This window comes from Clostridium tetani (genome assembly GCF_900167265.1).
Classification (GTDB): domain Bacteria; phylum Bacillota; class Clostridia; order Clostridiales; family Clostridiaceae; genus Clostridium_G; species Clostridium_G tetani.
Genome location: NZ_FUWT01000013.1, coordinates 63,543 through 77,729 on the forward strand (window position 1 = coordinate 63,543; position 14,187 = coordinate 77,729).

Sequence of the window (14,187 nt, forward strand, 5' to 3'; positions counted from 1 at the left end):
AATATCTATGGCTAAAAAAAAGGCTACAGCTTTAAAATATGAGCAAGGATACAATGTACCTGTGGTTACAGCCACAGGAATGGGATACGTTGCAGATAAAATAATAGAAAAAGCTCAAGAAAGTAATGTTCCAATAGTTTACGATAAAGAGTTAGTGGAGGTATTAAATAATGTAGATATAGGCGATGATATTCCTTATGAATTGTACGATGCTGTGGCACAAGTTATTGCTTATGTTATGGATATAGATGAGATTATAGGTAGAAGGTGATTTAATTAATGGCTTTATATGCAATATCGGATTTTCACTTATCTTTTACTACGGATAAACCTATGAATGTTTTCGGAGAAAATTGGAAAGATCACCATAAAAAAATAAAAGAAAATTGGATGAGAACCGTAAAAGAAGAAGATACAGTAATAATAGCTGGGGATATATCTTGGTCCATGAACATAGAAGATGGTATGGAAGATTTACATTGGATAAGTAAGTTACCAGGAGAAAAAATATTAGTAAAAGGTAATCATGATTATTGGTGGACTTCTATATCTAAACTAAACAATTTATATCCAGATATGAAGTTTATTCAAAATAATTATTTTCAATATGAAGATTATGCTTTATGTGGTACTAGAGGATGGATATGCCCAAGAGGAGACAACTTTACAGAGCATGATAGTAAAGTTTATAAAAGAGAACTTATAAGATTAAAATTATCATTGGATTCGGCTATAAAAGACGACTATGACAATTTTATAGTAGTACTTCATTATCCACCTTTTAATGGTGCAAAAGTAGATGAAGGTTTTTTAGAAATATTTAAGGATTACAATGTGAAAAAAGTAATTTTTGGGCATTTACATGGAATGCCTAAACAAAATATTTTTAATAGAGAAATTGATGGAATAGAATACCTATTAACTTCTTGTGATTACTTAGATTTTAACCTTATAAAAATATTATAATTATTGCAAATCATTAAGTAGGGGTATATACGCCCCTACTTAATGACTACCTAAATAATTTTGAAATCCATCCCTTATCATTGCTATGAGACTTTTCTGAAGTTGAATCAGCTAAGTTTTTATTTTTAAAAATTTCTTCTTCTTTAATTAAATCTCTCTGATCCCTAGCCATAGACTTTAATTTATAAGACACATTAGGAGTAGTTATTACATAACTAAACCATAATAATGCTTTATCTTTATCTCCTAATCTTCTATTAAGCTCTCCTATTAGATACATAATAGTGTATTTATCCATACCGAATATAGGAAACTCTTCTGACTCATAAGCTTCAATAAAACCTTTTAAAGCATTTGTAAGATAAGTTTCTTCACTTTTGTTATTATTTTTTAATCTATACATCCAAGCTAATTTTAAACAAGTCATGGCTTTTTGACTAGCTTTTCCCTCTGCTAGGGTATAATTTAATAAAGCCAGCTTATATCTTTCTATAGCTATATCCACATTGAAGACCTCATCATAATATCTTCTTTTCCATTTAGGGGATATTTTATCTAAAACTAATTGTTTTTGGTGTCTTCTAATATTAGGAAAGTCTACCTTCAATGCAGAATAGCCACATTCATTGCAAAGCCAAACATCATAAAAATAAGGATTAATTAAAGCATATCTTAAAAAGAAATCTGAATCCTTAGAATTTAATCTATAAGAGGAAGATTTTACAGCTTTTACATGAAACTTAGAATCGCACACAGGGCAATGAATTTCTTTATTGTAAAGAAGTTTTAGTTGTTCTTTTTCATCCTTTGATAAATCATTAATCATTAAATCACCCTCAATATGTTTATATACTCTAGATAAGTTACATTATATCAAAAAATAATGAAAAAATATAATACAAACAGGTTTTTTATATTATAATTAATTTAGGAGATAATTATTAGGTTTAAATAAGGGGGTAGGATTATGGCTATGAGGGAATGGAAGACCTTTTTAATACCCTACGAACAGGCTGTAGAAGAGTTGAAAGTAAAACTTAGAAGTATAAGAAGGGAATATAGGGGGAAAAATGAGTATTCTCCTATAGAATTTGTTACAGGGAGAGTTAAAGAGATATCTAGTATATTAGAGAAAGCTAATAAATTTGATATACCTTTAGATAGAATAGAATATGAGATTGAGGATATAGCAGGTATAAGGGTAATGTGTCAGTTTGTAGATGATATAGAAAAGGTAGTAGATATTATAAGAAATAGAACAGACATGCAAATAATGTATGAAAAAGACTACATAACTAACGTTAAATCTAGCGGATATAGAAGTTATCATGTAATAATAAAATATCCCGTAAATATGGCAGAAGGGAAAATAGATATTTTAGCAGAGTTTCAAATAAGGACTTTGTCTATGAATTTTTGGGCAACTATAGAGCATTCTTTGAATTATAAATATAAGCATGATATACCACAAGAAATAAGGAATAAATTAAAAAGAGCTGCCGATGCAGCCTTTCAATTAGATGAAGGAATGTTAGAAATAAAAGATGAAATAAAAGATGCACAAAAATTGTTTGAAGTTAAGTCTAATATGATTTCAGATATTATGGACAATATACTTACATTATCATCCATAGGAAAATCTCAAGAAGCATCAAGATTTCAGGTTCAACTCAATAGATTAATAGAAGAAGGTGAACTACCAGAGCTTAATAGCTTATTGAAGAATACAGAAAAAATACTAAGTATATATCAATAGATAAAAAAGAGGCTTTAAAGCCTCTTTTTTACTTTACAACTATATTTACTAGTCTACCCTTTATAATTATGATTTTTACTATATTTTTTCCATCTGTATATTTTTTCACATCTTCTGAGTTTAAAGCAGTTTCTTTTATGCTTTCTTCATCAAGCCCAGATGCAATGGTTATTCTATCTCTGATTTTACCATTTACTTGAACAGCAATTTCAATTTCGTCCTTGACTAAAGCTTTACTGTCAAATTGTGGCCACTTTTCATTGAATACAGAGTAAGTCATTCCTAGAAGTTCCCATTGTTCTTCACTAAAATGAGGTGCAAAAGGAGCTATTAAAATTATAAAATCCTCTACACATTCTTTTAAGAACTTTGAGTTTTTGTTATCTTCATTTATATATTTTGAAAGAGCATTTGTATATTCCATAAGTCTTGCAATGCATGTGTTAAATTGCATTTTTTCAGCATCTTCTGTTATAGATTTTATAGAATTATGTCTAACAAAATTTAAGTCCTTTTCATTGTTATCTATAGTGATTTTATCATCACTAGGATTATTAATATAGTATCTACAAGAGGCAAGAGTTCTCTCTACTCTGTCTACGAATCTAGAAACAGATTTGATTCCTTCATCGCTCCAAGCTCCACCTTCAGTGTAATCAAATCCAAACATTAAATACATTCTAAAAACATCGGAGCCAAATTCATCTATATAATCATCTGGAGAAATGGTATTTCCTTTAGATTTACTCATCTTTAATCCATCAGGTCCTAATATTAGTCCTTGATGTGTTAAAGATGAGAATGGTTCATCAAAATTAAGGTATCCCATATCTCTTAATGCTTTTGTAAAAAATCTTGCATATAAAAGATGCATACAAGCATGTTCTGGTCCTCCTACATATTTATCTACTGGAAGAATTTCATTTATTATTTTAGGGTCAAAGGCTTTTTCAGAATTTTTATTATCTGCATATCTTAAGAAATACCAAGATGAACATACAAAAGTATCTAATGTATCTACTTCCCTTTTAGCAGGTCCTCCACAAGTAGGGCATGTTGTATTTACAAAGCTATCACATTTAGAAAGTGGAGATTTTCCATCTGGTGTAAATTCTACATCATACGGAAGCTTAACAGGTAGTTGTTCTTCAGGTACAGCAACAGTACCACATTTATCACAATATACTATTGGAATTGGAGCACCCCAGTATCTTTGTCTAGAGACCAACCAATCTCTTAATCTATAATTAATTTTTTTAACTCCAAGGTTTTCTTTTTCTAGTTTTTCTACAACAGCAGATCTACCCTTTGAGGATTCCAAACCATTAAATTCTTCACTATTTATCATTATTCCATCTTCAGTGTAAGGAAGAGTTTCTCCTCCTTCTATAACTTTTTCTATAGGTAGGTTATGTTTTTTTGCAAATTCAAAATCTCTTTCATCGTGAGCTGGAACAGCCATAACTGCACCAGTACCATAAGTGCTTAATACATAGTCACCAACCCAAACAGGAACCTTTTTTCCGTTAATAGGATTTATAGCATAAGAACCTGTAAATACTCCAGTCTTTTCTCTTGTTATTGATTGTCTTTCTATTTCAGATTGTTTTTTAGCTTGTTCTTTATAAGCTTCAATTTCAGCTTTATGGTCTTCCTTAGTTATTTTATCTACAAGAGGATTTTCAGGTGCTAAAACTGCATAGGTTACACCAAATAATGTATCTGCTCTTGTTGTAAATATATCAAAAGAAAGATCAGAGTCAACTATTTTAAAAGTTAATTGAGCACCTATAGATTTTCCAATCCAATGTTTTTGCATGGATTTTGTATTCTCAGGCCAATCTAAATCATCAAGTTTTTCAAGAAGTTCTTCAGCGTAATCTGTTATCTTAAAAAACCATTGAGTTAAGTCTTTTTTAATAACGTCAGAGGAACATCTTTCACAAGCTCCATCTAAAACCTGTTCATTAGCAAGTACTGTATTACAACTTGGGCACCAGTTTACAGGTGCATTTTTTCTATAAGCTAAATTATTTTTATAAAGCTGAAGGAACATCCATTGAGTCCATTTATAATATTCTGGTTCAGAAGTTATTACTTCATTATCCCAATGGAACATGGCACCCATAGACTTAAGTTGTTTTGTCATAGTTTCTATATTCTTCATAGTGGAATCTTTTGGATGAACACCAGTTTTTATAGCATAATTTTCTGCAGGTAATCCAAAAGAGTCAAATCCCATAGGTTGGAATACATTAAATCCCTGCATTCTTTTAAACCTAGCCCAAGAATCTGAAGGACCATAGTTAAACCAGTGTCCTGCATGAAGATTACTTCCAGATGGATAAGAAAACATTTCTAAAACATAAAGTTTTTTATCTAAGTTATTTGTATCGAAATGATAAAGATTAGAATCTTCCCATTTATTTTGCCATTTTCTATCTATATTAGTTCCGTAGTTTCCCATTAAGTATCTCTCCTTTTTATAAATTTTTATAAAATAAAAAACCTTCATCTCTATTTTAAGAGACGAAGGTTATTAATCTCCGCGGTACCACTCTAATTAAGACTTAAAAAGTCTTCTACTTACTATACTTTTTAACGGTAAAACCGTATCTGTTTTTAACAGATATGCTCCCAGGCAAGTTCATATTGTTCACTGCTGTTTTACACCAACCAACAAGCTCTCTTATAAGTGAAAAAATATTACTACTCCTGCTCATAGCTTTTCATATGAAATTTATATAACATTCTATATTAATAATACCATGTTGTCAAGTAAATATTTTGGCTGCCCATGCTGGATTCGAACCAGCACAGTGCCTGTTCCAGAGACAGGTGCCTTACCATTTGGCTAATGGGCATTATAAACTAATAACTCAACTACCTTAAATTATAACAATAAACATAAAATTATGTCAATAGTGGTTTAATGATTCTTTACCATTTTTAAATAATTCTATTAGTTCGTATATATTTTTAGATGTAGTATCTTTTATTGAGTATCCCAATAAATGTACAATTTCTTCTAATTCTTCTTCATTAGGAGATTCTATTTCAATATAGGGAAAAGGACAAAAGGATTTATCATTAATATCTATCTCTATTAAAGAATTTTTATATTTATAGCTTTCTCTATATTTTTTTATGCATTGAGTCATTTCTAAACCTAAAGCTTTAAATATATTTTCACCTTCTTGAAAATTAGATATTTCTATTTCATGTTCATCCATAATTTTAAATGTATTTTCACTTAATAGTTTTTTTACTGTCATGTAGTATCTATTGGAATTTAAAATCAAATCTTCAACTATTCTTATTCTAGCATAGCCTTGCTTTTGTAATAATGTATTATTTTTAAAATCAAATATTTTATTAATTTGATTTTCTTTTTTTACATTTTTACAGTTCAAAGTCTTAACTTTATTTCTTATATTTCCTAAATGTATGTTTAAAATTTTAACTTCTAACTCTTTCAAAAATATCACTCCTTATTACATTGAAATTATAACATAATATCAAATAAAAATAATGTTATAAATTACAATAAACATATATAAATAATAAAAAAATTAGAGGGTAAAATAAATAACGTTAAGATAAAATATTAGGAGGGGAATATAATGAATTCAGGAAACATGCAAATAGAAAGTAATAACTTGAAAGTTATTTCAGATCAGTTAAATCATGAATGTCTTATGAATAAAAAATATAGTTTATATAGTAATTATTGTACAGATCCTCAATTAAAAAATCTATGTACTCAAGCGGCTACAACTCATAAACAAAACTTCAACGAATTAAAAACTTATTTAGATTCACATCAATAATTAATATAGGAGGGAAATTCAATGAACAATTCACCTAATTTAAGTGAAAAAGATTTAATGGAAGATTTACTAACTACTGAAAAGCAAATAGTGTCATCATATAGTACAGGTATTACAGAATCATCCTGTCAAAATTTAAGATCAGTATTAGTAAATAATTTTAAAAAGGCAGAAGATACTCAATATAAAGTATTTGATGCAATGAAACAAAGAGGATGGTATCAAACAAAAGATGCTCCTACAAATGAAGTACAACAAATAAAAGATAAATCAGTACAAATGTCTCAAGAACTTAAATAACTAAAAGAATCTTCATAAAGAATAATTTAAGCTGTTGACAACTGCAGTTGTCAACAGTTTTTTAATATATTAATTTGGATGAGATATTATTACTTTAGCATTCCCTAATATGGTGCATTTATCTTTAGGCATAAGAATAAAAGACATACCTTTTTTTACAGGAATATTATCTATACTCAGTTCTCCATCTATAATTGTATAGCATGTAAAAACATTACTTTTATTATCAATAATGTTATTATTTAATGTATCTAACCATAGTGAATAATATTTTTCCTCTATTATTTCATTTTCTTTAAAAGAAACAGTTTTGGATTTATATTCGGGTTTTAATACTTCTAATGCTTTAGATAAATGAAGTTCTCTTTTTTTACCTTCTTTTGTAACTCTATTATAATCATAGAAACGATAGGTTACATCAGTAGCTTGTTGAATTTCATACACTAAAGATCCAGAAGTAAGGGCATGAAGAGTACCAGGTTTTATATTAACATAAGACATTTTTTCTACAGATATATAATTTAACATTTCTTGCCACTTATTTTCATCAATATTTTTTTTTATAGCTTCTATAGAATTAAGGGCACATCCTAGTACTATTTTTTGGTCATTTAAAGTATCTAAAAAAATCCAAGATTCTTCTTTACCAAAAGGCGAGATTTTATTTTTAATTGCATAGTTATCATCAGGATGTACTTGTAAGCTTAAATCATTATTAGCATCTATAAAGGATATAATAAGAGGGAATTTATCGAATTTTGAATAACCAAACTCATCTTTATTAGAGTTCCATACATCTAAAAGAGTTTGCCCTTTAAAGGTACCATTTAAAATTTCATTAGAATTATTCTTTTCACAGGATACAGAGTATACTAAGCCTATTTTAGAAACGGAGTCATCTCCACCATATTGCAGTAATTTCTTACCACCCCATATTTTGCTTATAGTAACTGGTTTTAAAATATACATATAGAAACCTCCACAAGTATTAACAATTTAAATGCTTCTAATTCTATAGTATTTAAAAGCCTTCAAATAAATTACAATTTGATAGACTATATTTGTTCCTATATAATATTTAATATATACAGTTATAGATTAAGGGGGGGTATTTTGGATTACATAAAAGAAGTTAATATAAATGAAGCTATAATTCATATTTTAGATAATAATTCACAAGAACCTATTTTAAATGAATATAAAATAAATTTATCAGATGAGGTTTATAATTTTATACTAAAACATATAGAAAGGTGCCTAAAGGATGAAGAATTAAAATATGCTATTTTTAAAGAAGAAAGAAATATAGTAAAAGAATTAAGTCAAGAGTATCTAAGTGGGCAAAATGATATTATAGATGTGTCTAAGGAAATAGCTAGGCAACTATTTGTACTTATGGAATCCCAAGGAAATATACCGTCTTGCGATTTAGTAGTAACCTCTATATCAACTGAATATGGAAATATGTTAGGCATATTAAAAATGGATTATGTAAAAAATTATAGCCATAATATAAATTCACTTGAGGATAAAATAGGTATAGAAATAGTTCAGGAGATTACAGGACTCCCTACAAGTTCTCAAAAAATACAAAAGTGTGCCTTTATAAAATTAGAAGAAGAGGGAAGCGAATATGATTTACTTGTAATAGATAAACAAAAGAAAAAGGATTCAGAAGATTATGGAGCAAATTATTTTATAAATAAACTCTTAGGTTGTAAAATAGTTGAAAATAGTAGAGATGAAACTAAAAATTTTGTAACAGCTAGTGAAAACTGGACAAGGGTAAATTTAAAAGAGAATGCAGAAGAAGCAGAAAAGGTAAGAAGCACTATAAAGAAAAAATTAAAAGAAGAAGAAAGTTTAGATTTATATGAAGTTTCCCAAGAGCTTTTTGGAGATAATAAGGAGGCAAAAGCAAGTTTTATAGATTATGCATACTCAGAAGGTGTAAATGACAAAATAAATTTAGATAAGCATTGGATTGAAAAGAAGCTGAAAAGAACTAGATTAAAAATAGATAGAGATATAGATTTATATATAAATGAAGAAGCATATAGTGATGTAAATAGATTTCAAGTAAAAAGAAATGGAGATGGCTCCATAGATATAGTAATAAAAAACGTTATAAATTATATAGAAAAATAAATAATAAAAGTGCTGACAGTAAACTGTCAGCACTTTTATTATTTATTAAGACTGTTTGAAGAACCTAAAACATTTTTTATCTTATTTTGAACTAATCCTTCTATAGCCTCTCTAGCCGCACCTAAGTATTTTCTTGGATCTATTTCCTTTGGATTTTCTGACAAGAATTTCCTTGTAGTTGCAGTCATAGCAAGTCTTAAATCTGTATCCATGTTTATTTTACAAACAGCCATGGAAGAAGCCTTTCTAAGCATTTCATTAGGCACACCTTTAGCTCCACCAATTTCTCCACCATATTCATTACAAATAGCAACAAAATGTGGATCAACGGAAGAAGCACCATGAAGAACTATAGGAAAGTTTTTAAAACCTTTTTTCTCCAGATTTTCTTGAATTTTTTCTAATCTTTCAAAATCTAACTTTGCTTCACCTTTAAATTTATAAGCACCGTGACTTGTTCCAATAGCTATTGCTAAAGAGTCAACACCAGTCTTTTCAACAAAATCAGCAGCTTGATCAGGATCAGTATAAGTTGCATCTTTTCCAGATACTTTAACGTCATCTTCTACACCTGCTAATTGTCCTAATTCAGCTTCTACAACAACCCCTCTGTTGTGGGCATATTCAACTACTTCTTTAGTTAATCTTACATTTTCATCATAATCATAATGAGAACCATCAAACATTACTGAAGTAAATCCAGTTTCTATGGCAAGCTTAACTTGATCTAAATTAGCACCATGGTCTAAGTGTAATGCGATATCTATACCAGTATCTTCAATTGCGGCATCAACCATATGCTTTAAATATTTAGGACCTGCGTATTTTAATGCACTAGCAGAAACTTGAAGAATAACAGCAGAGTTTTCCTTCTTAGCTGCATTAACTACTGCCTGTATAATTTCCATATTGTTAATGTTAAAAGCTCCTATAGAATATTTGCCTTCATAAGCTTTTGAGAACATTTCTTTTGTAGTAACTAAAGCCATATAATAATCCACCTTCCAATATATTTATTTTAATTTAGAACTAACAACTTAAATATATTTTCAGTTGTTAATATAAGTAGTATGTTTATTAAAGTAGAATATGATATATATATAATAGTATACCATATTTCAAAAAAAGTTTATCTTATAATTAGTATTATAAGATAAACTTTTATTATTTGCTAGATTTTATTTAGTGAATAGTGAATAGCTAATCACTGTTCATTATTATCTATTCACTAAAAAAACTGTGTCACAGTTTTTTTAAGTTTATGTTTTAAAGAATATTTTCAATAGAAATTTCTTCAAGATGAACTATATGTTTAAGAAAAAAGTTTATGGAATGAAGACTAGCTAGTGATTCATCCTTATTTTTACACAAGATATATTGAGAAAGTTTTTTTAATTCACTACTTATAATATCTATTTCCTGATGATTTACAAACATAAATAGTTTACTAGAGTAATCTGACCAAGTGGTATCTATTTTATTTATTACTTTATGAGAATTTTCCCAGTCTTCTGTAATGACGTAGCTTTCGAGTTGTAAATTTAAGGAATTTATGTTAGAGTATATTTGATTTAAGTAATTTACGGAGAATATTATGGAAAATAACATAGAAACAAAAATTAAAAAAGAAATAAAAACATTTTTCATGAATATCACCTAAAATTTTTATTTTTTTTGGAAGTAAAATTCTTTATGAGAATCTAAAATAGCTATAAAAATATCACTAAAATCTTCTTCATCATTTTTATTAAGTCTTGTTCTAAGCCATTTTAAATCTTTTTTTATAAGAGCTAAATTTTCATGATCTACGTTACCATCAAGTATTAAAGGGATTGGTAAACTATCTTGAGTACTTTGTATATCTAAATCCTCTTTTGTTGCAGGGGTTAAGTTTGTTTTAGGTATAATAGATAATTGACCACTAGTTTCTAAAATAGCATATTCTATATCAGAAATGTTAAAAAAACCTTGGAGTCTAATTTCTTCCATAAGATCATTTATATTAAATCTTTGGTATCTTAATTCGTCTATATCTATTTGCCCATCTTCAATTAAGATACTTGGTCGCCCATTAACTAAACTTCTAAACTTTTCGCTTTTTAGCTGTAAAATAGATAATACAGTTTGTAGAGTAAGTAAAGTTATTATGGGAATAAAGCCATGAATTAAAGGAATTCTAGTATCTTGCATAGGTAGAGCGGCCAATTCTGACACCATTATAGTTATTGCTAGTTCGAAAGGTTCTAGCTGACCTATTTGTTTTTTACCCATTATTCTCATAGAAGTTATTACAAGGATATATAATATTATTGTTCTAAACAAAACAGTAAACAATAAGATCACCCTTTCCTATACATATATTGTTTCAAAAAAATAAAAAATTATTAGTATTTTATATAGAAAAGTACTATCTTTCAAATATAATAAATTATATATATAAAAAATAGGGGATGATAATATGGAAAAATTAAAAATAAACTTAGAGGGGAAAAAAGAAGTTTTAATAGAAAAAGGAAAAACTTTGAGGGATATATTAGAAAATATTCATGTTGAAAATAAGTTTCCTATAGTGTTAGGAGAAATGAATGGAAAAGTATACGAATTAAATTCACCAATTGTCGAAGAGGGACAATTAGAATTTATAGACTTAGGTAGTGATACTGGGAATAGAGCATATATAAGAACACTTCAATTTATACTTATAAAAGCTACTTTAGAAGAGTTCCCTGGAGCAAATATTTCAATACAACATTCATTAAGTAAGGGATTATATTGTGAAATAAGCAAAGGGAAGATTTTAACTGAAAAAGAGCTTGAGAAAATAAAAGCAAGAATGAAAGAAATAATATATAAGGATATGCCTATAAAAGAAGAATACTTTACAAAAGAAGAAACTATGGAAATGCTTAAAAAATACAATATGAATGATAGAATAAAACTTCTTAGCAATTTGCAGTTAGATAAAATAAAATTGTATGAACTAGATGGAGTATATGAGTATTTTTATGGACCTATGGGAGAAAGTACTGGTATTATAAGAGAATTTGATTTAATGTATTATGAACCAGGATTTATATTAAGATATCCTACTAAAGAAGAACCAGATAGATTACCTGTTTTCCTAGAACATAGAAAACTTGCTAATATATTTAGAGAAACAGAGATATGGGGAGATATATTAGAGGTGCCAAATGTAGGATCATTAAACGAAAAGGTAAACAGTGGAGAGATAATTGACATAATCAGGGTATCTGAAGCATTACATGAGAAAAAAGCTGCTAATATAGCGGATATAATAAAAGATAGAGAGAATATAAGGTTAATATTAATAGCTGGTCCATCCTCATCAGGAAAAACTACTTTTGCAAGAAGACTTGCAATACAACTTAGAGTAAACGGTCTAATACCCATTCCTATAGGTTTAGATGATTATTTTGTGGAAAGGGACGATACTCCAAAGGATGAAAATGGGGAGTATGATTTTGAATCCATACATGCTGTGGACTTAGAACTTTTCAATGAACATTTAACTAGGATATTAAAAGGAGAAGAAGTGCACATACCTAAATACAATTTTATAACAGGAAAAAGAGACTGGAATGGTACAAAAGTAAAATTACCGTTAAACGGAATATTAATTGTAGAAGGAATACATGGATTAAATAATTTATTAACTTCTTCTATAGCTGATGAAAATAAATTTAAAGTATATATAAGTGCTTTAACACAGTTAAATTTAGATAATCACAACAGGATAGCTACTACAGATGTAAGAATGATTAGGAGAATAGTAAGGGATAATATGTCAAGGGGATATAGTGCAGAAGAAACTTTAAAAATGTGGCCTTCTATAAGAAGAGGTGAGGAAAAAAATATATTTGTATTTCAAGAGAATGCAGATATTATGTTTAACTCTACTTTAGTTTATGAGTTGTGTGTATTAAAGAAATTTGCCCTAAGAGAACTACAAAAAATAGAGCCTACAAGTCCAGTATATTTAGAAGCTTACAGATTAAAAAGTATTTTAAATTTCTTTAAGGAAGTTGATACGTCGCACATACCTGAAAATTCAATATTGAGAGAGTTTATAGGTGGAAGTTGGTTTCATGATCATTAATTTATAAAAATAAGTAATAAACGCTACTATCCATAAATATAGATAAAGTAAATCTAATAAGAATTGTGGTGGATAGTATGGGACACAGAAAAGTCATAGATGATTATTATTGTGATATAGATAATTTAGCAGAACTTCTAGTCAAATTAGTTAATTCTTATAGACTTTTAATAGGTAGTGCTGGAGAATTAAATAGTATAGCTTTAGCAAAAAGAAATGATGTAAAAAAAGCTATAGATAGAGCCAATGATGTTGGATGCATTATAGATGATGTAATAGACGGGATTGATAAATGTACCTGTGAATATTTAAAGTATTGTAAGACTAAATCTGAAATTATGAAGTATAAAATGAAATTAAATATTATACAGACGGAAATAGAAAATGAACTAAAATTTGATGATACAAAGGAATAAGACTGATTCAAAGATTAATATTTTGAATCAGTCTTATTTTAAAACTTTTTAAATTTAAACCTACTTATCATAAGGTAAGATAAAGAAACTGTAAATAATATAGCAAGATTGTAATTATCAGTTTTATTAAGTGTTAAAAGTCCATATATAGCCATAAAAGATCCAGCTAAAGTTATAGGAATACCTGTAAAATCTCCTTCAAAATTTGTTATATTATATCTAGCTAATCTATAAGCACCAGCTAATGGAAATAATAAAACTAATAAATAACCGATGAGACCAAAGTTAGAAAAATTGTACATGTTAAATATCAATATAGACGGTGCTACACCAAAAGAAACCAAATCTGCAAGTGAGTCTAATTCCTTACCTAATTCACTAGAAACATTTAAAAGCCTTGCTACACGTCCATCATATCTGTCCATCAAAGCTGCAAGAAGTATAAAGAAGCATGCATTTTTAAAATTATCTTGAAAAGTCATCATTATTGACATGACTCCGCAGGACAAATTACCTAAAGTAAAAAGATTAGGCAAAGCACTTTTTTTAGTTCGCAAATATATCACTCCTAAATTTAAAAATATAAATAATAATTCAAAAAAACGTTATATCATACATTATACCTCATTTCATAGTTAATTTTAATATAAAATT

At 28.1% G+C, this 14,187-nt stretch carries 16 protein-coding genes, 1 tRNA gene and 1 other annotated feature; of the genes, 8 read left to right on the forward strand and 9 right to left on the reverse strand.

Annotation, left to right across the window (positions count from 1 at the left end):
* Positions 1–7: 7 nt before the first annotated feature.
* On the forward strand, positions 8–271 hold the full coding sequence (locus B5D21_RS10370; protein WP_035110982.1) for an EscU/YscU/HrcU family type III secretion system export apparatus switch protein: 264 nt from the start codon (positions 8–10) through the stop codon (positions 269–271).
* 8 nt (positions 272–279) lie between these two features.
* On the forward strand, positions 280–966 hold the full coding sequence (locus B5D21_RS10375) for a metallophosphoesterase (protein WP_011098645.1): 687 nt from the start codon (positions 280–282) through the stop codon (positions 964–966).
* 46 nt (positions 967–1,012) lie between these two features.
* Here the strand turns inward: B5D21_RS10375 and B5D21_RS10380 are convergent, their stop codons facing one another.
* The gene (locus tag B5D21_RS10380; RefSeq protein ID WP_011098646.1) at positions 1,013–1,792 is read right to left on the reverse strand and encodes a DUF2225 domain-containing protein; all 780 of its coding nucleotides are present in this window, start codon (positions 1,790–1,792) and stop codon (positions 1,013–1,015) included.
* 141 nt (positions 1,793–1,933) lie between these two features.
* Between B5D21_RS10380 and yjbM the strand changes: the two genes are divergently transcribed.
* On the forward strand, positions 1,934–2,722 hold the full coding sequence (yjbM, locus tag B5D21_RS10385) for a GTP diphosphokinase (RefSeq protein WP_011098647.1): 789 nt from the start codon (positions 1,934–1,936) through the stop codon (positions 2,720–2,722).
* 28 nt (positions 2,723–2,750) lie between these two features.
* Here the strand turns inward: yjbM and leuS are convergent, their stop codons facing one another.
* From leuS to B5D21_RS10400, 3 genes are all read right to left on the reverse strand, one after another.
* On the reverse strand, positions 2,751–5,189 hold the full coding sequence (gene leuS, locus B5D21_RS10390; RefSeq protein ID WP_035110983.1) for a leucine--tRNA ligase: 2,439 nt from the start codon (positions 5,187–5,189) through the stop codon (positions 2,751–2,753).
* Between the two features lie 55 nt (positions 5,190–5,244).
* Positions 5,245–5,454: a binding site (T-box leader), on the reverse strand.
* Between the two features lie 56 nt (positions 5,455–5,510).
* Positions 5,511–5,586, reverse strand: a tRNA-Gln gene (locus B5D21_RS10395).
* Positions 5,587–5,640: 54 nt separating this feature from the next.
* Complete coding sequence (locus B5D21_RS10400; protein ID WP_035110984.1) at positions 5,641–6,201, reverse strand: class IV adenylate cyclase; 561 nt, start codon at positions 6,199–6,201, stop codon at positions 5,641–5,643.
* A 144-nt stretch (positions 6,202–6,345) separates the two neighbouring features.
* Between B5D21_RS10400 and B5D21_RS10405 the strand changes: the two genes are divergently transcribed.
* Complete coding sequence (locus B5D21_RS10405; protein WP_035110986.1) at positions 6,346–6,552, forward strand: hypothetical protein; 207 nt, start codon at positions 6,346–6,348, stop codon at positions 6,550–6,552.
* Between the two features lie 21 nt (positions 6,553–6,573).
* Positions 6,574–6,852: a spore coat protein gene (locus B5D21_RS10410; RefSeq protein WP_023437180.1), complete on the forward strand. Its 279-nt coding sequence runs from the start codon at positions 6,574–6,576 to the stop codon at positions 6,850–6,852.
* Between the two features lie 69 nt (positions 6,853–6,921).
* Here B5D21_RS10410 and B5D21_RS10415 read toward each other — a convergent pair whose 3' ends face one another.
* Entirely contained in the window at positions 6,922–7,821 is a 900-nt protein-coding gene (locus tag B5D21_RS10415; protein WP_011098650.1) for a type I phosphomannose isomerase catalytic subunit, read from the reverse strand.
* Positions 7,822–7,965: 144 nt separating this feature from the next.
* On the opposite strand from B5D21_RS10415, the gene B5D21_RS10420 reads away from it, so the two are divergent.
* Positions 7,966–9,000, forward strand: coding sequence for a nucleoid-associated protein (locus B5D21_RS10420; protein ID WP_035110987.1), 1,035 nt, complete (start codon positions 7,966–7,968; stop codon positions 8,998–9,000).
* A gap of 38 nt (positions 9,001–9,038) precedes the next feature.
* On the opposite strand, the gene fba is transcribed toward B5D21_RS10420, so the two are convergent.
* From fba to B5D21_RS10435, 3 genes are all read right to left on the reverse strand, one after another.
* Positions 9,039–9,989, reverse strand: coding sequence for a class II fructose-1,6-bisphosphate aldolase (fba, locus tag B5D21_RS10425; RefSeq protein WP_035110988.1), 951 nt, complete (start codon positions 9,987–9,989; stop codon positions 9,039–9,041).
* Positions 9,990–10,266: 277 nt separating this feature from the next.
* Positions 10,267–10,647 (reverse strand): DUF4363 family protein, encoded by a 381-nt coding sequence (locus B5D21_RS10430; protein ID WP_035110991.1) that lies wholly within the window; start codon positions 10,645–10,647, stop codon positions 10,267–10,269.
* A gap of 18 nt (positions 10,648–10,665) precedes the next feature.
* Positions 10,666–11,334, reverse strand: a complete 669-nt coding sequence (locus B5D21_RS10435; protein WP_035110993.1) for a DUF421 domain-containing protein — start codon at positions 11,332–11,334, stop codon at positions 10,666–10,668.
* Positions 11,335–11,458: 124 nt separating this feature from the next.
* On the opposite strand from B5D21_RS10435, the gene B5D21_RS10440 reads away from it, so the two are divergent.
* Entirely contained in the window at positions 11,459–13,117 is a 1,659-nt protein-coding gene (locus B5D21_RS10440) for a nucleoside kinase (protein WP_011098654.1), read from the forward strand.
* 77 nt (positions 13,118–13,194) lie between these two features.
* Positions 13,195–13,533: a hypothetical protein gene (locus B5D21_RS10445; protein WP_035110995.1), complete on the forward strand. Its 339-nt coding sequence runs from the start codon at positions 13,195–13,197 to the stop codon at positions 13,531–13,533.
* 38 nt (positions 13,534–13,571) lie between these two features.
* Here B5D21_RS10445 and pssA read toward each other — a convergent pair whose 3' ends face one another.
* Positions 13,572–14,027, reverse strand: a complete 456-nt coding sequence (gene pssA / locus B5D21_RS10450; RefSeq protein ID WP_045923634.1) for a CDP-diacylglycerol--serine O-phosphatidyltransferase — start codon at positions 14,025–14,027, stop codon at positions 13,572–13,574.
* Between the last annotated feature and the right edge of the window lie 160 nt (positions 14,028–14,187).